At 66.1% G+C, this 21,750-nt stretch carries 17 protein-coding genes and 1 pseudogene; 8 read left to right on the forward strand and 10 right to left on the reverse strand.

From position 1 onward, the window contains the following. Positions 1-45: 45 nt before the first annotated feature. A complete protein-coding gene (locus KAQ61_RS14485; protein WP_210929637.1) occupies positions 46-867 on the forward strand; it encodes an IclR family transcriptional regulator in 822 nt (273 codons plus the stop codon). Between the two features lie 165 nt (positions 868-1,032). Here the strand turns inward: KAQ61_RS14485 and norR are convergent, their stop codons facing one another. Further along, on the reverse strand, positions 1,033-2,574 hold the full coding sequence (gene norR, locus KAQ61_RS14490; RefSeq protein WP_043381774.1) for a nitric oxide reductase transcriptional regulator NorR: 1,542 nt from the start codon (positions 2,572-2,574) through the stop codon (positions 1,033-1,035). A 162-nt stretch (positions 2,575-2,736) separates the two neighbouring features. Here norR and nirK point away from each other — a divergent pair, with 162 nt between their 5' ends. The 5 genes from nirK to KAQ61_RS14515 all read left to right on the forward strand — a co-directional run bounded on the left by nirK (position 2,737) and on the right by KAQ61_RS14515 (position 8,278). Then, a complete protein-coding gene (nirK, locus tag KAQ61_RS14495) occupies positions 2,737-4,176 on the forward strand; it encodes a copper-containing nitrite reductase (RefSeq protein WP_210929638.1) in 1,440 nt (479 codons plus the stop codon). Between the two features lie 82 nt (positions 4,177-4,258). Then, complete coding sequence (gene ytfE / locus KAQ61_RS14500) at positions 4,259-4,936, forward strand: iron-sulfur cluster repair protein YtfE (protein WP_042414892.1); 678 nt, start codon at positions 4,259-4,261, stop codon at positions 4,934-4,936. Positions 4,937-4,958: 22 nt separating this feature from the next. Further along, positions 4,959-7,238: a nitric-oxide reductase large subunit gene (locus KAQ61_RS14505; RefSeq protein ID WP_210929639.1), complete on the forward strand. Its 2,280-nt coding sequence runs from the start codon at positions 4,959-4,961 to the stop codon at positions 7,236-7,238. Between the two features lie 65 nt (positions 7,239-7,303). Next, the gene (locus KAQ61_RS14510; protein ID WP_042414897.1) at positions 7,304-7,717 is read left to right on the forward strand and encodes a hemerythrin domain-containing protein; all 414 of its coding nucleotides are present in this window, start codon (positions 7,304-7,306) and stop codon (positions 7,715-7,717) included. 231 nt (positions 7,718-7,948) lie between these two features. Continuing rightward, positions 7,949-8,278, forward strand: coding sequence for a cupin domain-containing protein (locus KAQ61_RS14515; RefSeq protein WP_042414899.1), 330 nt, complete (start codon positions 7,949-7,951; stop codon positions 8,276-8,278). A 76-nt stretch (positions 8,279-8,354) separates the two neighbouring features. On the opposite strand, the gene KAQ61_RS14520 is transcribed toward KAQ61_RS14515, so the two are convergent. The 6 genes and pseudogenes from KAQ61_RS14520 to glmS all read right to left on the reverse strand — a co-directional run bounded on the left by KAQ61_RS14520 (position 8,355) and on the right by glmS (position 16,596). Beyond that, on the reverse strand, positions 8,355-9,752 hold the full coding sequence (locus KAQ61_RS14520; RefSeq protein WP_210929640.1) for an efflux transporter outer membrane subunit: 1,398 nt from the start codon (positions 9,750-9,752) through the stop codon (positions 8,355-8,357). A 2-nt stretch (positions 9,753-9,754) separates the two neighbouring features. Continuing rightward, positions 9,755-11,248: pseudogene (locus KAQ61_RS14525) on the reverse strand (ABC transporter permease); the annotation flags it as partial. Then, positions 11,227-11,406: a hypothetical protein gene (locus KAQ61_RS14530; protein ID WP_210932008.1), complete on the reverse strand. Its 180-nt coding sequence runs from the start codon at positions 11,404-11,406 to the stop codon at positions 11,227-11,229. The pseudogene KAQ61_RS14525 and the gene KAQ61_RS14530, both read right to left, overlap by 22 nt. Positions 11,407-11,536: 130 nt before the next feature. Further along, positions 11,537-12,721, reverse strand: a complete 1,185-nt coding sequence (locus KAQ61_RS14535) for a DUF3325 family protein (RefSeq protein ID WP_210929641.1) — start codon at positions 12,719-12,721, stop codon at positions 11,537-11,539. A 332-nt stretch (positions 12,722-13,053) separates the two neighbouring features. Further along, positions 13,054-14,214 carry an IS30 family transposase gene (locus tag KAQ61_RS14540; RefSeq protein ID WP_210929318.1) on the reverse strand — a complete coding sequence of 387 codons (1,161 nt, stop codon included), beginning with the start codon at positions 14,212-14,214 and terminating at the stop codon, positions 13,054-13,056. Between the two features lie 483 nt (positions 14,215-14,697). Next, positions 14,698-16,596 carry a glutamine--fructose-6-phosphate transaminase (isomerizing) gene (glmS, locus tag KAQ61_RS14545; RefSeq protein ID WP_210929642.1) on the reverse strand — a complete coding sequence of 633 codons (1,899 nt, stop codon included), beginning with the start codon at positions 16,594-16,596 and terminating at the stop codon, positions 14,698-14,700. A 133-nt stretch (positions 16,597-16,729) separates the two neighbouring features. Here glmS and KAQ61_RS14550 point away from each other — a divergent pair, with 133 nt between their 5' ends. Continuing rightward, positions 16,730-17,245, forward strand: a complete 516-nt coding sequence (locus tag KAQ61_RS14550) for an Lrp/AsnC family transcriptional regulator (RefSeq protein ID WP_210929643.1) — start codon at positions 16,730-16,732, stop codon at positions 17,243-17,245. Between the two features lie 47 nt (positions 17,246-17,292). Here KAQ61_RS14550 and KAQ61_RS14555 read toward each other — a convergent pair whose 3' ends face one another. Then, complete coding sequence (locus KAQ61_RS14555) at positions 17,293-18,072, reverse strand: sensor histidine kinase (protein WP_210929644.1); 780 nt, start codon at positions 18,070-18,072, stop codon at positions 17,293-17,295. 6 nt (positions 18,073-18,078) lie between these two features. Beyond that, complete coding sequence (gene glmU / locus KAQ61_RS14560) at positions 18,079-19,518, reverse strand: bifunctional UDP-N-acetylglucosamine diphosphorylase/glucosamine-1-phosphate N-acetyltransferase GlmU (RefSeq protein ID WP_210929645.1); 1,440 nt, start codon at positions 19,516-19,518, stop codon at positions 18,079-18,081. Positions 19,519-19,793: 275 nt separating this feature from the next. Here glmU and KAQ61_RS14565 point away from each other — a divergent pair, with 275 nt between their 5' ends. Then, entirely contained in the window at positions 19,794-20,246 is a 453-nt protein-coding gene (locus KAQ61_RS14565; protein WP_210929646.1) for a bacteriohemerythrin, read from the forward strand. Positions 20,247-20,388: 142 nt separating this feature from the next. Here KAQ61_RS14565 and tyrS read toward each other — a convergent pair whose 3' ends face one another. Beyond that, positions 20,389-21,621, reverse strand: a complete 1,233-nt coding sequence (gene tyrS, locus KAQ61_RS14570) for a tyrosine--tRNA ligase (RefSeq protein WP_210929647.1) — start codon at positions 21,619-21,621, stop codon at positions 20,389-20,391. Between the last annotated feature and the right edge of the window lie 129 nt (positions 21,622-21,750).

Consider the following 21,750-nt stretch of genomic DNA (forward strand, 5'->3'; position numbering starts at 1 on the left):
TTCGCTGCGTACAATGACGTTTCGAACAGCGAAACCGATTGCACCATGAGCAACCCTTCCCACCGCCGCACACCGCCCTCGGTCCAGGCCCTCCCCTCCCCAGGAGCCCTGCCGAGCGATGCCGATGACAACCAGCCCCCCTCGACCGGTAGCGTGACGGCAGTCCTGCGCGCGATGCAGGTGCTGGATGCTTTTGCCCTGGGAGAGTCCCACCTGCCACTGGCCGAACTCAGCCGTCGCTGCCAGCTGCACAAGACCACGGTGCTGCGCATCGCCCGCACCCTGGCCCTGTCGGGCTATCTGGTGCAGCGCGAGGATGGGGACTGGCGCCTGGGCCCTGCGGCAGGCTGGCTGGGCGCACGCTACCAGGCCGGCTTCGACGTGCAGAACGTGCTGGAACCTGCGCTGCGCGCCCTGACCCTGGCCAGCGGAGAAAGTGCCGCGTTCTATGTCCGGGAAGGGAATGTGAGAACCTGCCTGGTGCGTGTCGAAGGTCCCCAGGCCTTGCGCCACCATGCCCGCATGGGCGAAGGCCTGCCGCTGGACCGGGGGTCACCCGGACGCGTGATCCTGGCCTTTTCCGGGGAGCCCGGCGAGCTGTACGAAGACATCCGCCAGCGCGGCTATCACTGGTCCATCGGCGAGCGCGAGCAAGGGGTGGCCACCATTTCCGCCCCGGTTTTCGGCAAGCACTGGCGGCTGCTGGGATCGGTGTGCGTGTCAGGTCCGGCCTCACGCCTGTCGCAGCAAAGGCTGGAGGAGATCGCGCCAACGGTGATTGCGGCGGCCAATCAACTGTCCTATGAACTGGCCGGCAACACCGGCACGACCTCCACGCCGGCCAGGGTCAGCCATTGGCACCCTTAATTCCTGTCCCCCCTTGCTGGTGCATAGCCGCGCCCACTGCCACAAGCTCCATCCACCACCGCACGGCGTACCTGCCAGAACGTAGGCCGCGAAGACGCGGACCCCATGCCTGCCACCACCAGTGGACGGTCCCGTTGGCACCCCCGAAAGCCTGGCGAGCGCGGCCTATGGCGACTTCATCCCCAGCCGCTTGGCCAGTTTGTGCAGGTTGCTGGGATCCAGCTCCAGCGCGCGCGCGGCCTGTGCCCATTGGCCGTGGCAGGCCTGCAGCGCCTGCCGGATGGCGGCACGCTGCGCCTCATCCACCACCATGCGCAGGGAGAGCCCCGGTGCCACCGGGGGCACGGTGGATGGCAGGGGCGAGGGCAGCTGGGGCTGGACATCCAGTCCCAACCAGTCGGCTTCCAGCGTGACGATCTCGCTGCGCTGCGCGCCGTGGCTCAGGGCCTTGAGTGCAGCACGGCTGATGACGTGCTCCAGCTCGCGCACATTGCCGGGCCAGGGGTAGCGGCGCATGGCGTCTTCGGCCGATGCCGACAGCCGCAGGCTGCGCAGGCCCAGGCGGGCGCGATTGAGCTCGGCAAAGAAGCCCGCCAGCAGCAGCACATCGTGGCCGCGTTCGCGCAGTGGTGGAATCGGCACCGGGTAGACCGACAGCCGGTGGTACAGGTCGGCGCGGAAACTGCCCTCCTGCACCCGTTCCTGCAGATTGCGGTTGGTGGCGGCGATGATGCGCACATCCACCTTGCGCGGGCGGTCCGCGCCCAGGCGCTGGATTTCGCCGTTCTGCAGAGCCCGCAACAGCTTGGCCTGGATGGACAGAGGCAGCTCCCCCACCTCATCCAGGAACAGGGTGCCGCCCTCCGCAGCCTCGAAGCGCCCAGGACGGTCGGTGATCGCCCCCGAGAACGCACCGCGCGCGTGGCCGAATAGCTCGCTCTCGGCCAGGGCCTCGGGCAGGGCCGCGCAATTCACGTGCACCAGGGGCCTGGCGCTGCGGCGTGACATCTGGTGCAGGCGCCGGGCAAACAGCTCCTTGCCCACCCCGGTCTCACCGAGCAGCAGCACGGGCAGCTCCGTGTCGGCCACCACCTGCAGCTCCTTGAGCAAGCGCTGCAGGGGCGGGCTGTCGCCGATGATCTCGCCCTCGGGGCGTGCCACCAGGCTTTCCGCCACCGTCCCGGCCGACTGGCGCGCACCGCGCAGCGCCGTCTCCAGCCGGGTCACGCGCACGGCGGCCTCGATCAGGGGCACCAGCTGCTCCAGGTCGCGCACGGCCTTGCCCGCAAAGGTGCCCACGGTCAATGCGTCCAGCGTCAACACGCCCCAGCACTGGCCCTCGACCTCCAGCGTCACGCCCATACAGTCGTGCACATCCAGGGGCTGGCCCGCCTGCTCGATCACCAGGCCGTCGTAGGGGTCCGGCAGGCTGCTGTCATGCGCAAAGCGCACCACCTCGCCCGCACGCTTGAGCAGGGTCGCCAGGCGCGGGTGGTCGGCAATCGGAAAGCGCCGCCCCAAGGCGTCGCGCGACAGCCCCTCCACCGCCACGGGCCGCAGGCTGCTGGTTTCCTTGTCCAGGCCCAGCAGCGCCACGGCCCCGCAGCCGAAATGCATGCGCAGCAGCTCGACCATGCGCTGCAGGCGCACGGCAATCGGCAACTCCATGGAGAGATCGGTCAGCAACAAAGCATGTAGAGGATTCATGGTGAAAACTACCTTTCGCGGGTTGTTTCAACCCTAAAGCATCAGGGTAGTTATGACCTTGATCCATGTAAACATTTGTTTTTGTTTCATTTTTTTCTGGCCTGTTCCATGCATGGATCCGGGTGACGGCAAATCCGCCCTCACTTCTCGGAGATATTCACCATGAAACAGCTCTCTCTGAACGCACTTTCTCTGGCCCTGTGTGCACTGACCCTGGCAGGTACCGCCCCCGTGCTGCAGGCCGCCCCCAACCAGGCCCAGCCTGCGGCCTCGGCGGCCAAGGCCCCGCAGGCCGTCAAGCGCTTTGTGCTGCACACCAATGTGGTGGACGGCAAGATGGTCTACGTGGATGACAAGGGAGTGGCCAACCCCACCTTGCATGTGGCCGTAGGCGACACCGTGGAGATCGAGCTGTTCAGTGGCGAAGGCGCGGAGCACGACTTCATCATTGACGAGCTGGGGGTGGCTTCGCCCAAGTTCAGCGCCACCCAGAAGCAGAAGCTGCGCTTCCAGGTCACCCAGGCCGGGGAATTCCAGTACTACTGTTCCATCCCGGGCCACCGGCAGGTGGGCATGTTCGGCACCCTCAAGGTGTCGGGGGAATCGCTGCCGGCCGCCACCGCCAGCAGCAACGCGGCCGTGGCGCTGTATGCCCCCGCAGCCACCCCGCTCCGGGCCGCAGACCCCGCGGCCGTGGACATTGCCGCCGACCCGAGCAAGCTGCCCGCCCCCATGGCGGCGCATGCGCCTCGGGTCCAGAAGGTGCGCCTGGAAACAGTGGAGCTGCCCGGCAAGCTGGACGACGACACCAGCTTCACCTACTGGACCTTCAACCGCCAGGTGCCCGGGCCGATGCTGCGCGCCCGCATCGGTGACACGATCGAGCTGACGCTGGCCAATTCCAAGGACAGCAAGGCCATCCATTCCATCGACCTGCACGCCGTGACCGGGGGACACGGTGGAGGTGCCGACACCCAGGTCGCCCCCGGCCAGGAGAAGACCATCACCTTCAAGGCCCTGCACGCCGGCCTGTTCGTCTACCACTGCGCCACCCCGCTGGTGCCGCAGCACATCGCGGCCGGCATGTACGGAATGATCCTGGTCGAGCCCGAACAAGGCCTGCCCAAGGTGGACCGCGAGTTCTATGTGATGCAGGGCGACATGTACACCCAGCGTCCGATTGGCGCCAAGGGGCACCAGGAGGTGGACCTGCAGAAGATGTCCGATGAACTGCCCAGCTACTACGTCTTCAACGGTGCTGTGGGCGCCCTCAGCAAGACGCACAAGATGCAGGCCAAGGTGGGCGAGACCGTGCGCATCTACTTCGGGGTCGGCGGCCCCAACAAGGTGTCGTCCTTCCACGTAATTGGCGAGGTCTTTGACAAGGTCTACAGCGAAGCCGCCCTGAACACCATCAAGCACAGCGTGCAGACCACCCTGGTCGCCCCCGGTGGCGCGACCATCGTGGAACTGAAGATGGACCACCCCGGCAGCTACCTGCTGGTGGACCACGCCCTGTCACGCACCGGCAAGGGTGCCGTCGGCGTGCTCGAAGTCACCGGCGACAGCCCCCCCGGCGTCTACCACTCCGGCGCGCTCTGACCCTGCGCAGCGCGCCACATCACCGGCAGCCCCGGCACGGGGCTGCCTTCCCCCCTCCGACACCTTGATGAGGACACCCTCCATGTCTTACCTGGAACAATCCCTGGGCCAGTTGGCCCGCCGCATTCCTGGCGCCACCGGCTTGTTCGATGCCCACCAGTTGGATTTCTGCTGCGCGGGCAACCGCAGCCTGCGCACCGCCACACAAAGCCTGGGCATCGATCCCCAGCCATTGGTGGAGGCGCTGCAAGCGCTGGAGCAGCGCGCCACCCCCGAGCCTGCCCAGGACTGGAGCAGCGCCAGCGATGCGCAGCTGATCGCGCACCTGCTGGTGCGCTACCACGCCGTGCACCGCGAACAGCTGCCCGAGCTGATCCGCCTGGCGCGCCGCGTGGAGCAGGTGCATGGTGACCGCGAGGACTGTCCGAATGGCCTGGCCGACCACCTGGAGGCCATGGCCCAGGAGCTGGACAGCCACATGCGCAAGGAAGAGCTGGTGCTGTTCCCGATGATCACGCAGGGCCGTGGCGGCATGGCCAACATGCCGATCGCCGCCATGCGCGCCGAACACGACGACCACGGCAGCGAGCTGCGCCGCCTGGATGCGCTGACCCAGGGCATCACCCCGCCGCGCGACGCCTGCACCACCTGGCGCGCGCTCTACACCGGCCTGCGCAGCTTCCGCGACGACCTGATTCAACACATCCACACCGAAAACAACATCCTGTTCGAGCGCTTCGCGCCCGCGCAGGTGCTGTGAACATTGATTGGGAGGCTCCACCATGGGTCCGTACAAAAAGCACTGGTTCACCCTGATCGGCCTGTGCATCGTGATGTTTTCGCTGCTGGGCTACCTGGGTGCCGACATCTACCGCGCCGCGCCGCCCATTCCCGCCCAGGTGGTCACCGCCCAGGGGCACAAGCTCTTTGGCCAAGACGACATCCTGGATGGCCAGACCGCCTGGCAGTCGGTGGGGGGCATGCAACTGGGCTCCATCTGGGGCCACGGTGCCTACCAGGCACCCGACTGGACGGCCGACTGGCTGCACCGCGAGCTGAGCGCCTGGCTGGAGATGGCCGCGCAGGAGCGCCACCACAAGCCCTACGGCGATCTGGACGTGGGCGCCCAGGCCGCGCTGCGCGCCGAACTGCAGGCCGAGTACCGTGGCAACCGCGTGGGGGCCGACGACACACTGACCGTCAGTGAGCGCCGTGCCCAGGCCATGGCCCAGACGGCAGCCTATTACGACCAGCTGTTCTCCGACGCTCCCGCCCTGCGCGGCAGCCGCGAGAGCTTTGCCATGAAGGAAAACACCCTGCCCAGCGCCGAACGCCGGGCACAGATGACCAAGTTCTTCTTCTGGACCGCGTGGGCCGCCGCCACCGAGCGCCCCAACAGCAAGGTCACCTACACCAACAACTGGCCGCACGAGCCACTGATCGGCAACGTGCCCAGCAGCGAAAACGTGGTCTGGTCGATTGCCAGCGTGGTCATCCTGCTGGCCGGTGTGGGCTTCCTGGTCTGGGGCTGGTCCTTCCTGCGCCACCAGGACGGTGAGGACATGGCCGCACCGGCCCAGGACCCGCTGACCCGCTTTGCCCTCACGCCCTCGCAGCGGGCCCTGGGCAAATACCTGCTGCTGGTGGCCGGCCTGTTCATCTTCCAGGTGATGCTGGGGGGCTTCACCGCGCACTACACGGTGGAAGGCCAGGAGTTCTACGGCATCGACGTGTCGCAGTGGTTCCCTTATTCGCTCACCCGCACCTGGCACATCCAGAGCGCCCTGTTCTGGATCGCCACGGGCTTCCTGGCGCTGGGCCTGTTCCTGGCGCCGGTGATCAACGGCGGCAAGGACCCCAAGTTCCAGAAGCTGGGCGTGGACGTGCTGTTCTGGGCGCTGGTCTTTGTCTGCGTCGGCTCCTTCGTGGGCAACTACCTGGCCATCGCCCAGATCATGCCACCGGATTGGAACTTCTGGCTGGGCCACCAGGGCTACGAATTCGTGGACCTGGGGCGCTTCTGGCAAATCCTGAAATGGGTGGGCATGCTGCTGTGGCTGGTGCTGATGCTGCGCGGCGTGCTGCCGGCACTGCTGGCCCGCAATGGTGAAGACAAGAACCTGTTGGCCCTGCTGACCTGCTCGTGCGGCGCCATCGGTCTGTTCTACGGCGCGGGTCTGTTATACGGCGAACGCACCAGCCTGACCATCATGGAGTACTGGCGCTGGTGGGTGGTGCACCTGTGGGTCGAGGGCTTCTTCGAGGTCTTCGCCACCACCGGCCTGGCCTTCGTCTTCTCTAGCATGGGCCTGGTGTCGCGCCGCATGGCCACCACCGCCAGCCTGGCCTCGGCCTCGCTGTTCCTGCTGGGCGGCATTCCTGGCACCTTCCACCACCTGTACTTTGCCGGCACCACCACCCCGGTCATGGCCGTGGGGGCCGCCTTCAGCGCGCTGGAAGTGGTGCCCCTGATCGTGCTGGGCCATGAGGCCTGGGAGAACTGGCGCCTGCAACGCCGCGCGCCCTGGATGCAGCAGGTGAAATGGCCGCTGATGTGCTTCGTGGCCGTGGCCTTCTGGAACATGCTGGGTGCCGGGGTGTTCGGCTTCATGATCAACCCGCCCATCTCGCTGTACTACGTGCAGGGCCTGAACACCACGCCGCTGCACGCCCATGCCGCGCTGTTCGGGGTGTATGGCTTCCTGGCCCTGGGCTTTACCTTGATGGTGCTGCGCTATGTGCGCCCGCAACTGGTGTTCAGCGAAGGGCTGATGAAAACCGCCTTCTGGTGCCTCAACGGTGGCCTGGTGCTGATGATCGCCACCAGCCTGCTGCCCATCGGCATCCTGCAGTTCCACGCCAGCGTGAGCGAAGGCCTGTGGTGGGCCCGCAGCGAAGCCTTCATGCAGCAGCCCTTGCTGGAAACGCTGCGCTGGGTGCGCACCTTCGGTGACGTGGTGTTCATCGTCGGTGCCGTGGCCATGGCCTGGCAGGTGGTCAGCGGCGTGCGCGGGACCTCGGCCGCCTCGCACCCCAGCGCCACCGTCATTCCGGCGAAATAACAACGATGGAAAGAAAGACCGCGCGTGCGCCCTCCTGGGGGTGCACGCGGCAGAAGGGCCCTCGAATGCAGATCGACAAACTCAAACACCAGCACGCCGACATCCTGGCGCGCCTGGCAGCCCTGCGCCAACTCACCCATGCGGGCGTGGCCCCGAACGCACCCGCGATTGCCGCCGGCATTGTGGGGATGAGCGCCGTGATCAAGCTGCACCTGGCCGTGGAGGACCAGGCCCTGTACCCAGCCCTGCAGCGCAGCCACGATGCCGATATGGCGCACATGGGGCAGCTGTACCAGGACGAAATGGCGCAGCTGGCCGAGGCCTATGACGGCTTTGTACGCCGCTGGAACACCGCACAGCGCCTGCGCGCGGACACCGAAGGGTTCCGCGCCGATGCCAACGATGTGCTGCGCCGCCTGCATGCCCGCATGCAGCGCGAGAACCGCGAGTTTTACCCACGCATCGAGGCTCTGGCCTAGGTCATTGTTTTTTGAGAGTGGCACCTTGGGCCCTGCTTGCAGGGCCCTTTTTTTGCGGGGTGTCTCACATCCGACGCCATGCATGACGGCGCTGCATCGGGCCTCGCCCCCCTGGAACCCCGCCTCAGGGCATTCAGACCCGGCATTCCCCCGGTGTTGCCAGGCACAGGAAAAATGGTTGAAATCGGTACCACTCGCTGTACATTCCCCCCGGACTGCGGAAGGATTCACATGGCACTTGCACATGCATCACCCGGCCAGGCCCTCGACGTACGCCCACTGGGGCCGCGCCTTGCGGACGCGAAAACTTCGGCCCTGTTCAAGTCGGAGGATCTCGAGATCCTGCGCTTGGTCCTGCTGGCGGGCCGGTCCTTCCCGCAGCACAAGGTGCCCGGGGAGGTCACGATCCACTGCCTCGAAGGCAGCCTCGACATTCAGCTGGAGGCGCGCAGCGTCCGGCTGGAAGCCGGCGCCCTGCTGTTCCTCACCCGGCACACGGTGCACGCGGTCCACGCCGTGACCGACGCCAGTGCCTTGGTCACCATCTGTCTGAAACCCTGAGCCTGGGACTGTCGGGCCGCAGGCGCTACCCCGCGTGCCGCATTGGCGGCATGCGGCGGGCCATGCCTGCCGCCCGCTATGAGGACGGCGCGTCCGTCAAAACTTCGGGGGACCACCCACCGCCCAGGGCCTTGTACAAGGCCACATGACCCTGCAAGCGCTCCAGCTGCAGTTGCACCGACTGGTCCTGGGCCGCGTAGAGCACGCGTTGTGTCTCCAGCAAAACCAGCAGGCTTTCCGCACCGGCGCGGTAGCGCACCTCGGCCAGCCCCAGTGCACGCTGCGCTTGCTCCAGCTCTTGCCCCTGTGCCTGGATCTGCGCGTCCACCCCTGCCAGGGTGTGCAGCGAGGTCTGCACTTCCCCTGCGGCCTGGACGATGGTCTGCCGGTACGTGGCCAGGAGTTCGGCCTGCCGGGCCTGTGCCCGCTCGTGCCCCGCCGCCAGCCGCCCCCCATCAAAGACCGGGGCCACCAGACCGGCGGCCAGCGTGTACAGGGGGTTGTCGAACAGGTGATGCCACCGGTCATCACCACTGCCCAGGCTGGCGGTCAGCGTCACACGCGGCAGCAAGGCGGCGCGGGCGGCCGCCACGTCGGCGTGCGCCGCGGCCAGCTGCGCTTCCGCCCGTGCCACGTCAGGGCGGCGCACCAGCAATGCTGCGGGCAGCCCAGCATCCAGCGCCGCGGGCCGCAACGCCATCACGCTGCGTGCCGCGATGGGCACCTCCTGTGCCTGCCCCAGCAGCATGCCCACCGTGGTTTGCGCCTGGGCCCTCTGCTGCTGCAGCAGGGCCAGGCTGCGCTGCTGTGTGGCCACCAACCCGCGCTGCTGGGCCAGGTCCAGCGGCGAAGCAGCCCCCGCCCGCACCCTGGCGTCCACCAGTTGCAGCAAGCGTTCCGCTGCGCGCAGATTGGACTGTGCAATGTCCGCGCGTTCGCGCAGCGCCACCGCTTGCAGCCAGGCACTGGCCACGCCTGCCGTGACCGTCAGGCGCACGGTGTCGCGGTCATGGGCGCTGGCCTGCCACGCCGACTCGGCCGCAACCCGTGCAGACCGGTTGCGCCCCCAGAAGTCCAGTTCGTAGCTGGCCGACAGGCTGCCCCCATAGCGCGAGCCGCTGACCGAGGCCTGGCCACCGAGGCGGTCTTCCCGGCGCGCCTCCACGCCGGCGGTCAACTCCGGCAGCAGCGGAGCCCCCGCCAGGCGGGCACTGGCAGCCGCCTGGTGCACACGGGCGGTGGCAGCGGCCACATCCCAGCTGTCACGCTCGGCCTGGGCCACCAGGGCATCGAGTTCGGCGCTGCCCAGACTGCGCCACCAGCTTCGGCTGACCCCGGACGAGCCCCCCTGTGGGGCCTGCTGCCACTGCGCAGGCAGGGCCGGCGCCCAGTGGGCGGTGTCCGCCACGGGTGCGGTGCATCCCGTGAAGGCCAAGACCGCCGCACATGCGCCGGCGGTGGTAAATCGCTGCATTCCTACTCTCCTGCCAAAGCCCGCACCGGATCCAGGCGGGCAGCCGTCTGCGCGGGCTTGTAGCCAAAGACCAGCCCGGTGATCACCGCACAGGCGAAGGCACCCAGCATGGCGCGCACGGAAAACACCACCGGCACCCCCACGGCGATCAGCACCGCCCCCAGCGCCAGCCCCACGACCAGACCGGCGCTGCCGCCGACCAGGGTCACCAGGCTGGCCTCTGTCAGGAACTGCCGCAGGATGTCGCGCTGGCGCGCACCCACGGCCATGCGGATGCCGATTTCGCGCGTCCGCTCCTTCACCGTCATCAGCATCACATTCATCACGCCGATACCGCCCACCACCAGCGAGACGGCGGCAATCAGGCCCAGCATCATGGCCATGCTCTGGCGGGTGGCGGCCTCCGCCTGGATGCGCGCGGCCGCGTTGCCGATGCCAAAGTCTTCCCGCCCACCATGGCGGGCGATCAGCAATTGCCGCATGGCAGTTACTGCCGCATGGACGTCCGCGGAAGACATGGCCTCCACCACCACATAGTCCGGCTGGGTCTGGCTTTGGTAAACCCGGGCGCGGCCAGCGTTGTAGGGGATGAACACCATGTCGTCATAGTCCTGCGCCCCGGACTCCGCGCCGCGCTCGCTCATCACCCCGATCACCTCGAAAGCCGAGGTGCCGATGATGAGTTGCTGGCCCAAGGGATGGGGGGTATCGGGGAAGAAATGCTGCCAAGCCTTGTGCCCCAGCACGACCAGGGGGGCCAGGTCGTGGTCTTCCGCGGCGGTGTAAAAACGCCCTTGCGCCACCGACCAGTGATGGACGGCCGGCATCTCCTCGCTGGCCGCAAACACATAGAGCTGCTTGTCCACGCTGCCGTACCGCACTGTCACCGGGTCACCGATCACGGGCAGCACGCGCCGGATCTCTGCCAGCTCGCGCACGGCCTGCAGGTCTTCTTCCGTCAACTGCCCTGCCGGCCCGCCTGTGGCTGGGGGCTTGCTGCCCATGTACAGGATGGCCGTGCCCATGGTGCCCATGCGCTCCATGACCTGGCGGCGTGCACCTTCGCCAATCGCCAGCATCACGCTCACCGAGGCCACGCCAATCACGATCCCCAGCAAGGTCAGGCTGGTGCGCACCCGGTTGATGACCATGCCACGCCAGGCGCTGCGTGCTGCTTCCCGCAGATCGGCCCACCAGACCGCCGTGGCCGCAGGCGACCGTGCCAGTTCTGGGGGCGGAGCCAAGACCGCTTCCCGGGGCGCCGGGGCAGGCTCCCGGCTGTCGCTGAGGATGCGGCCGTCGTGGATTTCAATCACCCGCCGTGCCTGGGCCGCCACCGCCCGGTCGTGCGTGATCAGCACGATCGTGTGCCCGGCATCGGCCAGTTCGTGCAGCAAGGCCATGACTTCGGCCCCGCTGTGGGAGTCCAGGGCCCCGGTGGGTTCATCGGCCAGGATGACGTGCCCCCCATTCATCAGCGCACGCGCAATAGATAACGGCGCGGCTGCAAGGTACCAATCGCCGTCACCGTGGCCTCCACATCGCCGCGCACCGCAGGTTCTGTCTGGTACGTCGTGCTGGGCCGGCTGGCCGCCCACAAGACGCCCCCAGCGCACCCCACAACCACCAAGGCCGTCACGGCCCAACGCTTCATTCCACCAAGCTGCATCAAAGCGGCACTTTCAAGAAAAATTGATCGGCGGGCGCCGTGGACCAGTCCACGCGGCCGCCACAGGCCGTCGCCCGCCTTGCATCAAGGCCTGCTAAATCGACCACGGCGCCCCTCACAGCCACGCCAGGACGCAGCCCGCCGCACCCAACAAGGCAGCGGTCGCGCCGGCACGCACCGTCCAGGCCGGCGACCACGACATCCCACCCGCAGTCAGCAGCGCCCCCAGGGACCAAAACCCGAGGGCGGCCACCGTGCCGACCGAAGCCCCCCAGCCAAGCACGCAGGGCACCCAGACGCTGGCGAGCAGCAGCAGGCCCCCACCCCGCAGCAGTACACACAGCGGCAGCGGAATCTCGTCCTGCCCAGACCACTGCGGGTAGTGGCGGTCCATGGCACATGCCAGCGCCGCCATGCCGCCCAAGGCCAGCAGCCCTGCAATCACCGAGGCTTGCCACATGCTCATACGCCCGACTCCGGCTGTGCGATGGATCCGGTGGCCTTGCGGGCCACCGGGACGCTGCGTCTGGATTGCACCGCAGGGACACGGTACAACCGGCGCACGACAGCGGCGGCCGCGATACCGGTCGGCCATTTCGCTGCGGTCATGGTGGACCGCCACAAAACGCCCACGCAAACTGCCCTCGGCATTCAGGGCCCCGGTGCCATCGATTTCGGCACGGTAGTTGTTGAGCGTGCCGCCCGACATCAGCACCTGCATTTGCCGCTGGGCCAACGCGCGCTTGTAGGTGAAGTTGATCACGCCGCCGGCCTCACCCGCGCCAAACAGCCCGTCCGCGCCGCGCAGCAGACTCACACTGTCGAACTGCGCCATGTCCAGGCTGCGGCTGCCCGAACGGGTAGAGCCCGCCGCACCGCCGTCATAGCGGATGTTGGTGATCTGCAGCCCGCGCGACAGGTAGGTGGTATCGAGCCAGGTCTCCTCGCGCGTCACCCCGGTCGTCTGCTGCATCACATCGTCCAGCGTGCGCAGCGCCTGGTCGTCCATGCGCTGGCGGGTCACCACCGTGACGGACTGGGGAATTTCGCGCAGCGTTTGTGCCACCTTGCCGACCTCCACTGCCTTGGGCACGTACGAGTCCCGGGCCTCGTTGTACACACTGGGGGCCGATTGCTCGGTCACCGTCACCTCGCCCAGGACGGCGGCGTCGCCAGCCGGCGGTGCGCTTTGTGCCCAAGCGGGCTCGGCAAGGACAAACAACAACGCAGCGGCCAGGGCACAGGCATGCAGGCGGCCTGGTACAGCGTGGCGGCGGGACTGGAGAGAACGAGCGGACATGAGCGACTCAAATACGGAAACCACGGAAGACCCGATGGAAACCGCACAACGCGCTCAACCACGGGCAACAAGAAGTGCTGTGGCTAGAACGGAAAACCGTGGGCTGGCAGCTAATGCAACCGAGAATAATTCTCATTTTCAAAATGCATTGTAAAGCTTGTACCAATTTTTGGAACTTTTTTGAAGCAAAAGAAACACAGGATGTCACTTCGCGCCGCGCCTTGTGCCTCTGCCGATGGCACAAGGCGGTACCTGAAGAGCCGAATGTCCGATATCTGACCCACACCGATCATTCAGTGCACGACTACGGACGTCTGCAACCGCTTGTGGATTCAACCGGTCGATGCAACGCACTCGTTAAACATCTCAGCCGGGGTTCTGTACCCTAAGGTTTTCCTGGGCCGCTCATTTAGCTTTCGGGCAATCGCATCCAACTCATCTTGTGAGTAGCCCGAGATGTCGAGGCCCTTGGGCAGATACTGCCTGAGTAACCCATTGGTGTTCTCGTTCGTTCCGCGCTGCCATGGATTTTGCGGATCGCAGAAGTAGACCTGGATGTCGGTGGCCACCGTGAAGCGCTTGTGCCCCGCCATCTCCGATCCTCGATCCCAGGTCAAGGAGCGATAGAGCTCTTGTGGCAAGATCTGTGCATGCCTGGCCAGCGCCGCAGCGACGGTGTAGGAGTCTTTGTCCACCAGCTTGACCAGCATCACGTAGCGCGTGTGTCGCTCGACCAGCGTCGCAATCTGGCTGTAGGCATCGCCGAACAACAGGTCGCCTTCCCAGTGGCCTGGAACTGCCCGATCCTGAATGCAGGCTGGACGCTCGCTGATGGGCACTGCATCGACGATACGCCCATGGATGGGTGTTTTCTGCGTGTAGTGGCGTGAGCGACGCATCCCCCGGGTACGCCGCAGGTGCTCCAGAAGCTCTTTCTTTAAAGCCCCGCGTGTTTGAACAAAGAGCGTGCGGTAGATGGCTTCGTGAGACACCTGCAAATCCTTTGCGCCCGGGTAAGTTCGTTTGAGCCACCCTGCTATTTGCTCGGGCGACCACTGACTCTGCAATTTACCCGCCACTATTTGCGCCAGCTCAGGGTTGCAGGCCAACTTGCACGTCTTTGGGCGGCGTGCTCGCTCCCAGGCCGCCTCGTCTGCTTTTGTAGCTCGGTAGCAAGTCTTGCCGCCGTTACGCAGGAGTTCACGGCTGATGGTGGACGCTGCTCGTTTCAAGCGTTTGGCTACACCGCGGATGGACTCACCTGCGGCCAGGCTGCGTGATATCTCCTCGCGCTCGGCCAGAGACAGAGTCAAGTGAGATCGGCGCCTTGCAGGCGGCCGGATGCCACCCGTTGCACTCAGGATGGTGTGGATGGATGTGTGCGGTCGATCAAACAGCTTGCCGATCTCGTGCAAGGTATCACCAGCTTTCCAGCGGTCCCACATCAGGGCCTTCTGAGCTTCGGTGTAGTAAATCCGCGGTCTTCGCTTCATGCCAACACTCCTTCCGCCAGAGGCGGTCATTGTGTTGCATTGACCAGTTGAATCCACACTGCATAGCAGTCGTCTGCATCAACTGAAGCAAACGGTTGCTCAGCCTAGGCTGCCCTCTAGTCGTGTGCTCTCCACGCATGCTTTTACGCCCATAACTGCCTGATAGAACCTATGGACTCTTCAAGCGACTCTTTGAGTGATCAGACGCCCTCTATATCTCGCTGTACATGCAGCGCCTGCCCCATAGAAGAAAAAGCGCTCCATCAGAGCGCTTTTTTCGTAACAAAAGAGATCAATCTGCAGCAATAAAAGTCTAGATATCACTGGCAAAAATCACAAAGAGCCGCTTGGGTTTACGACTTTACGGTTACAAATCACCGCCCCGCAAACCCGCATGAATGCTTGCCCTGTGTTTACGACTTTATTTGCCGGTTTACGACTTTAATTACCCAGAACAACAAGCGCCGCTCCGGCGCTCGCCGCTTATTCGACCGTCACGCTCTTGGCCAGGTTGCGGGGCTTGTCCACATCGGTGCCACGCGCCACGGCTGTGTGGTAGGCCAGTAGTTGCAGCGGCACCACGTGCAGGATGGGGCTGAGGGCGCCGTAGTTCTCGGGCATGCGGATCACGTGCAGGCCTTCGGCGTTGTCGATGTTGGTCTTGGCATCGGCCAGCACATACAGCACCCCGCCGCGCGCGCGCACTTCCTGCATGTTGCTCTTGAGCTTTTCCAGCAGTTCGTCGTTGGGCGCCACGGTCACCACAGGCATGGAACTGTCGACCAGCGCCAGCGGACCGTGCTTGAGCTCCCCGGCGGGATAGGCCTCGGCGTGGATGTAGGTGATCTCCTTGAGCTTGAGCGCCCCTTCCAGCGCGATCGGATAGTGCATGCCGCGCCCCAGGAACAGCGCGTTCTGGTGCTTGGCAAAGTTCTCGGCCCAGCTGACCACCTGGGGCTCCAGCGCCAGCACCGACTGCAGGGCCACGGGCAGGTGGCGCATCGCCGTCAGGTACTCCTGCTCCTTGGCCTCGGTCAGCTTGCCCTTGGACTGGGCCAGCGCCAGGGTCAGCAGGAACAGGCCGGCCAGCTGCGTGGTGAAGGCCTTGGTCGACGCCACACCGATTTCCACGCCGGCCCGGGTGATGTAGGCCAGTTTGCACTCGCGCACCATGGCGCTGGTGGCCACGTTGCAGATGGTCAGCGTGTGCGCCATGCCCAGGCTCTGCGCATGGCGCAGGGCGGCCAGGGTGTCCGCCGTTTCGCCCGACTGGCTGATGGTGACCACCAGGGTCCGGGGATTGGGCACGCTGGTGCGGTAGCGGTATTCGCTGGCCACTTCCACGTTGCAGGGAATGCCGGCGATGCCTTCCAGCCAGTACTTGGCGGTGCAGCCGCTGTAATAGCTGGTGCCACAGGCCAGGATCAGGACGTTGTCGATCTCCTGGAACACCCGCCAGGCCGCCGTGCCATCGGCGCCGTCAAACAGCTCGGGGGCGATGTTGACGATGCCTTCCAGCGTGTCGCCAATCGCGCGCGGCTGCTCGAAGATTTCCTTTTGCATGTAGTGGCGGTAAGGGCCCAGCTCCACGGCACCGCTGTGCGCGTGCACGGTCTTGACCGGGCGCTGCTCAGGCAGCACGGCATGGCCGCTCTTGTTGCTGATCCAGTAGCGGCCGGGCTGCAGGTCCACCAAGTCGCCCTCTTCCAGATAGACGATCTGGTCGGTCACACCGGCCACGGCCATGGCATCGCTGGCCAGGAAGAATTCGCTGTTGTCTTGGCCCACACCCAGCACCAGGGGCGAGCCGGCACGCCCGCCGACCACGCGGTGCGGCTCGTCCTTGTGCATCACGGCAATCGCATAGGCACCATGCAGCTGGGCGCGCGCCGCCTTCACGGCCTCGAACAGGTCGCCGTCGTACAGGCTGTCCACCAGGTGGCAGACCACCTCGGTGTCGGTCTGGCTGGCAAAGATGTAACCCTTGGCCTGCAGGTCGGTACGCAGCGCCTCGTAGTTCTCGATGATACCGTTGTGCACCAGTGCCACCCGGGCGGGCTTGCCGCCGTCCACGGTCTCGCCCGGGCCATAGCTGAAATGCGGGTGGGCGTTGCGCACGGCCGGTTCGCCGTGCGTGGCCCAGCGGGTGTGGGCGATGCCAGTCAGACCCTGCAGGTCGTCGGTGGTGACCTGCTCCAGCAGCTCGGCCACGCGCGCCGTGCTGCGGGCGCGCTGCAGGCCCTGGCTGATGGGGCTGCCGGCCACCATGCGGTGCACGGCCACGCCGCACGAGTCATAGCCGCGGTACTCCAGGCGCTGCAAGCCTTGCACCAGCAGAGGAACGATGTTGCGCGTAGAAACGGCGCCGACGATGCCACACATAGGCGGAACTCCGAAAGGGTTGGAAGGTGGACCGATGCTAAAAGCATCGCCATAAAACTTATGATCTATTTTTCACAGTTTCAGAAATTAAATTTCATCAAAAATCATTCAAGAAATTTAATTCCAATTTCCAATGAAATATGAAATTCAAACACCTGATGGCAGCCTGGACCTGACCGATCTGCAGTTGCTGGACCTGCTGCAGCGCGACGCGGGGCAAAGCAATCTGCGCCTGGCCGAGCTGCTGCACATCTCGCCCCCGACCTGCCTGCGCCGGGTGCGCCGCCTGCATGCGCTGGGGCTGATCGAGCGCCAGGTCGCCATCGTGCGTCCCGAGGTGCTGGCCCCGCTGGTCGGCCACGGGCTGCAGGCCCTGATCGAGGTGACGCTGGAGCGCCAGCACGCCGAAGCGCTGCAGGCCTTCGAGGCCCTGGCCGTGGCCGAGGATGGGGTGCAGCAGTGCTGGCGCGTCTCGCCCGGGCCCGATTTCGTGCTGGTCGTCGCCTGCCGCGACATGCCGGCCTACCTGGCGCTGTCGCAGCGGCTGTTCACCACCCAGGGCAATGTGCGCAATGTGAAGAGCTTTTTTGCCACCCGGCGGGCCAAGTTCAGCCCGCACCTGCCGCCGCTGGCGCCACAAAACCCATAGCTACCTGCGCAGGCTGCAAGCGCGTCACAGCCATTTTTGGCAGAGATTCAGAGTGCACCCGGCCAATCGATGCACACGGTGCAGCCGGCCTGCGGCTGGGCCTCGATGGCCACCCGCGCCCCATGGCGCTGCGCCACGGTCTGCACCAGGGCCAGGCCACAGCCGACCCCGGGAAATTCCGCGTCCCGGTGCATGCGCTGGAACAGCTCCCCCAGGTGCTGGGCGCGCTGGCGGTCAAAGCCCACGCCCTGGTCCTGCACCTGCAGGCGCCACCAGCCATCGTCCAGGGGCTGGGCGCTGAGACGGACCACGGGCTGCGCCTGGCGGGCCGAGAACTTGACCGCGTTGTGCAGCACCGCCTCGGTCAGGGCCTGCAGCGCGGCGGCGTCGGCCATCACGGGCACCGGGGCCTCGGGCAGCGACCACTGCACCTGCGGGTGCGTGGCCTGCCAGCGCTGCGCCGCATGCCGGGCCACCACGCCCCAGTCGATCAGGCCCAGGGCCAAGGGTGCCCGCGCTGCGTGCGAGACCTGGGCCATGCCGTCCAGCATGGCCGACATCTTGCGCGCCGACTGCTCCATGGTGGTGGTGAACTCGCGCGCATCGGCCACGGCGTCGGCGGCCTGGGGCGCGGCCGCGGCCAGCTCCTCCACCGATTCGCGCAGCAGCGGCGCGAACGACAGCACATGCCGCAGCGGCGCGCGCAAATCGTGCGCCACGGCGCGCATCCAGGCCTCGTGCGCGCCCTGCAACTGCGCCAACTCTTGCTGCTGGCGCGCAATCACGGCCTGGGCCTCCTCCAGGGTCGACGGCAACACGGGGTGCATGGCGCCTCAGGCCTTGGGTTGCTTGGTGGGGCGCTGCCAGTTGGCGATCGACACCTGCTTGCCGCGCGCCACGTTCAGGGTGCCGGGCGGGGTGTTCTTGGTGATGGTCGAGCCACCGCCCACGGTGCCGCCCGCCCCCAGGGTCACCGGCGCCACCAGCACGCAATTGCTGCCCACGTGCACATCGGCCTCGATCACGGTGCGGTGCTTGTTGACGCCGTCGTAGTTGGCAGTGATGCTGCCTGCGCCGTAGTTCACGCGCTCACCCACCGTGGCATCGCCCAGGTAGGCCAGGTGGTTGGCCTTGGCGCCGTCGGCCAGGGTCGAGTTCTTGACCTCGACAAAGTTGCCGATGTGCACCTCGCGGCCCAGCTCGGCGCCGGGGCGCAGGCGGGCAAACGGGCCGACCAGCGCCCCCTCGCCCACGCGGGCGCCCAGCTTCTCGCCGTCGATGTGGGTGAAGGGATGGATCACCGCGCCGGCGGCGATCTGGGCATTGCTGATGTGGCAGTAGGCGCCGATGCGCACGCCCTCGCCCACCTCCACCCGGCCGGTGAAGATGCAGCCCACGTCGATCTCCACATCCTGGCCGCAGCGCAACTGCGCCGGCGTGCCGCGCACGTCGTCACGCAGGTCCAAGCGCGCCGGGTCGGCCAGGCGCACGCCCTGCTCCATCAGGGCATGGGCTGCACGCAGCTGGTGGGCACGTTCCAGCTCGGCCAGCTGCAAGGGGCTGTTCACGCCGGCCACCTGCACCGCGTCGGTGATGCGGTGCGCCACCACCTCCACCCCGTCGGCCACGGCCATGGCGACGATGTCGGTCAGGTAGTACTCGGCCTGGGCGTTGTGGTTGTTCAGCTGGCCCAGCCACTGCGCCAGGCGCTGGGCCGGCACGGCCATGATGCCGCTGTAGACCTCGGTGATGGCGCGCTCGGCCTCGCTGGCGTCCTTTTGCTCCACGATGCGCTGCACCGTGCCGGCGTCATTGCGCACGATGCGGCCATAGCCCGTGGGATTGTCCAGCGACACGGTCAGCAGCGCCATGCGTTGGCCCGCAGCGGCGTCGACCAGCGCGGCCAGTGTGTCGGCCTGGGTCAGCGGCACGTCGCCCGACAGGATGACGACCATGCCGTCGCGCGCCAGCACCGGCACGGCCTGCTGCACGGCGTGGCCCGTGCCCAGCTGGGGTTCCTGGCGCACGAACTTCAGGTCCAAATGGCTGTCAGCACGCGCTGTGCCAGCGATGAATGCTTCCACTTCTGCAGCACCATGGCCCGTCACCACCACGGCCGAGCGCGCCTGCAACTGCTGCGCCGTGTCCAGCACGTGCTGCAACAAGGCCCGCCCCGCCAGCTTTTGCAGCACCTTGGGGGTGCGGCTTTTCATGCGGGTGCCTTTGCCGGCAGCCATGACGACGATATCCAGGGGGAGTGCATTCAGGGACATGGGACGCAATCAACTCACAGTGAAGCCAGCCAGCGCTGGCGATGGTCTTCGATTATCACGCGCCCGGCCGCCGCGCCGGGCGTGATCGGCATGGCCACCGCATCCGTCCCGTGGGACGCAGCCCACATCGCGCCGCCCGGCGTTTGATGTCCGTCAGACAGACGCTGCGCCAGCGCCCTGCCCCCATTGGAAGGCGCCGGCACTTTATGCATCCTGGGCAGGCGTTGTGCGCCGCAGGGCCACCCCACCCCATGTTTCACCGATTCGGAGAGCCCATGACCTTCATGCCGTGGTCCAGCGACTTGATGCTGGGCATCCCCCATGTTGACGACCAGCACCAGCACCTGGTGGCGCTGATCAATACCCTGCACGACGAACTCGACAACCCCATCCCGGACCGCGCGGTGATTGGTGAAGTCTTGGAAGGACTGGTCGACTACACGCACAACCACTTCATCGAGGAAGAGGTCATGTTCCAGCGCTACAGCTACCCGCAGGCGACGGCGCACACGGCCGAGCATGGCCAGTTCACCACCCAGGCCATGCACTGGCTGCTGCGTTTCGAGGCCGGGGAAGAGGTGGACCTGGAGGCCATGGCCTTTCTCAAGCACTGGCTGCTGCACCACATCCTGCAGGAGGACCGCGCCTACGTGCCCTTTTTGCAGGCGGCTATCGCCCAGGCGGGTGCACCGGGCGCTATCACCAGCGAAGCACCCAGCGCTTGCTGAACGGCACTTTCCAAGGCTAAAGACCTTGAACACCTTTTTCAGCCAGCGCCAAACGCTCCTGGTTTTGAAAAAAACAAGGCGGCACCTGCTTCCAGATACCGCCTTCTGCCGCACACCCGGGGCGCCCAGGGCGCCCCGCACATCACGCCAGCGTCACTCGCGCGAACTTGCGCTTGCCCACCTGCACCACGAAGATGCCGGCGTCCAGCTTCAGGCCGCGGTCGCTGACCACGTTGCCATCCACGCGCACGCCGCCGCCATCGATCAGGCGGTTGGCTTCGCTGGTCGAGGGCGCCAGATTAGCCTGCTTCAGCAAAGCGCCGATGCCCAGGGGCGCGCCGGACAGGCTCAGCTCGGGGATGTCGTCGGGGATGCCGCCCTTGGAGCGGTTGATGAAATCCTGCTCGGCCGCATCGGCCGCCGCCGCGCTGTGGAAGCGCGTGGTGATTTCCTTGGCCAGCGCCACCTTGGCGTGCTTGGGGTTGCCGCCGGCGGCAATCTCGGCCTTCAGCTGGGCGATGTGTTCCAGGCTCTGGAAGGACAGCAGGGTGTACCAGTCCCACATCAGGTCGTCCGAGATCGACAGCACCTTGGCGAACATGGTGTTGGCGTCCTCGGTGATGCCGATGTAGTTGTTCTTGGACTTGGACATCTTGTGCACGCCGTCCAGGCCCACCAGCAGCGGCATGGTGAGCACGCACTGCTGCGCCTGCCCATATTCGGCCTGCAGATGGCGCCCCATCATCAGGTTGAACTTCTGGTCCGTACCGCCCAGCTCCAGGTCGGCCTGCAGCGCCACCGAGTCATAGCCTTGCAGCAGCGGGTACAGGAACTCGTGCAGGCTGATGGAGCTGCCTTCGGTGAAGCGCGTGTGGAAGTCGTTGCGCTCCATCATGCGGGCCACGGTGTACTTGGCCGACAGCTGGATCATGCCGCGCGCGCCCAGCTGGTCGCACCATTCGCTGTTGTAGCGCACCTCGGTCTTGGCCGGGTCCAGCACCTTGGCGGCCTGGGTGTAATAGGTCTCGGCGTTCACCTTGATCTGCTCGGCCGTCAGCGGCGGGCGGGTGGAGTTGCGGCCCGAGGGGTCGCCGATCAGCGTGGTGAAGTCACCGATCAGAAAGATCACCTGGTGGCCCAGATCTTGCAGCTGGCGCATCTTGTTCAGCACCACCGTATGCCCCAGATGAATGTCCGGCGCCGTAGGATCCAGCCCCAACTTGATGCGCAAAGGCACGCCCGTGGCCTCCGAACGCGCCAGTTTCTGCGCCCATTCCTCCTGGGGCAGCAGCTCATCCACACCACGCAACGTGACTTCAAGCGCTTGTCTTACAGCCTCGGTGACCGGGTATGTTGTAACAGCATTTTGATTCATAAGGGTTTTTTCCAGCACGGGGGGTATTGCCCCCGCTATACTTCGGGCTCGATTGCAGTGACGAATTCTAGTCGGCCGGCCATTGGCATACAGCGCAATGGCAACTATGCTGACAGAAAGCGTATCCCG

The sequence above is a fragment of the Comamonas aquatica genome (assembly GCF_018064205.1).
GTDB classification, from domain to species: domain Bacteria; phylum Pseudomonadota; class Gammaproteobacteria; order Burkholderiales; family Burkholderiaceae_C; genus Comamonas; species Comamonas aquatica.

Coding starts and splice junctions, on each gene's coding strand:
- KAQ61_RS14485 (WP_210929637.1), top strand. CDS start 46: ATGAGCAACCCTTCCCACCGCCGCACACCGCCCTCGGTCCAGGCCCTC.
- norR (WP_043381774.1), bottom strand. CDS start 2,574: ATGAATCCTCTACATGCTTTGTTGCTGACCGATCTCTCCATGGAGTTG.
- nirK (WP_210929638.1), top strand. CDS start 2,737: ATGAAACAGCTCTCTCTGAACGCACTTTCTCTGGCCCTGTGTGCACTG.
- ytfE (WP_042414892.1), top strand. CDS start 4,259: ATGTCTTACCTGGAACAATCCCTGGGCCAGTTGGCCCGCCGCATTCCT.
- KAQ61_RS14505 (WP_210929639.1), top strand. CDS start 4,959: ATGGGTCCGTACAAAAAGCACTGGTTCACCCTGATCGGCCTGTGCATC.
- KAQ61_RS14510 (WP_042414897.1), top strand. CDS start 7,304: ATGCAGATCGACAAACTCAAACACCAGCACGCCGACATCCTGGCGCGC.
- KAQ61_RS14515 (WP_042414899.1), top strand. CDS start 7,949: ATGGCACTTGCACATGCATCACCCGGCCAGGCCCTCGACGTACGCCCA.
- KAQ61_RS14520 (WP_210929640.1), bottom strand. CDS start 9,752: ATGCAGCGATTTACCACCGCCGGCGCATGTGCGGCGGTCTTGGCCTTC.
- KAQ61_RS14530 (WP_210932008.1), bottom strand. CDS start 11,406: ATGAAGCGTTGGGCCGTGACGGCCTTGGTGGTTGTGGGGTGCGCTGGG.
- KAQ61_RS14535 (WP_210929641.1), bottom strand. CDS start 12,721: ATGTCCGCTCGTTCTCTCCAGTCCCGCCGCCACGCTGTACCAGGCCGC.
- KAQ61_RS14540 (WP_210929318.1), bottom strand. CDS start 14,214: ATGAAGCGAAGACCGCGGATTTACTACACCGAAGCTCAGAAGGCCCTG.
- glmS (WP_210929642.1), bottom strand. CDS start 16,596: ATGTGTGGCATCGTCGGCGCCGTTTCTACGCGCAACATCGTTCCTCTG.
- KAQ61_RS14550 (WP_210929643.1), top strand. CDS start 16,730: ATGAAATATGAAATTCAAACACCTGATGGCAGCCTGGACCTGACCGAT.
- KAQ61_RS14555 (WP_210929644.1), bottom strand. CDS start 18,072: ATGCACCCCGTGTTGCCGTCGACCCTGGAGGAGGCCCAGGCCGTGATT.
- glmU (WP_210929645.1), bottom strand. CDS start 19,518: ATGTCCCTGAATGCACTCCCCCTGGATATCGTCGTCATGGCTGCCGGC.
- KAQ61_RS14565 (WP_210929646.1), top strand. CDS start 19,794: ATGACCTTCATGCCGTGGTCCAGCGACTTGATGCTGGGCATCCCCCAT.
- tyrS (WP_210929647.1), bottom strand. CDS start 21,621: ATGAATCAAAATGCTGTTACAACATACCCGGTCACCGAGGCTGTAAGA.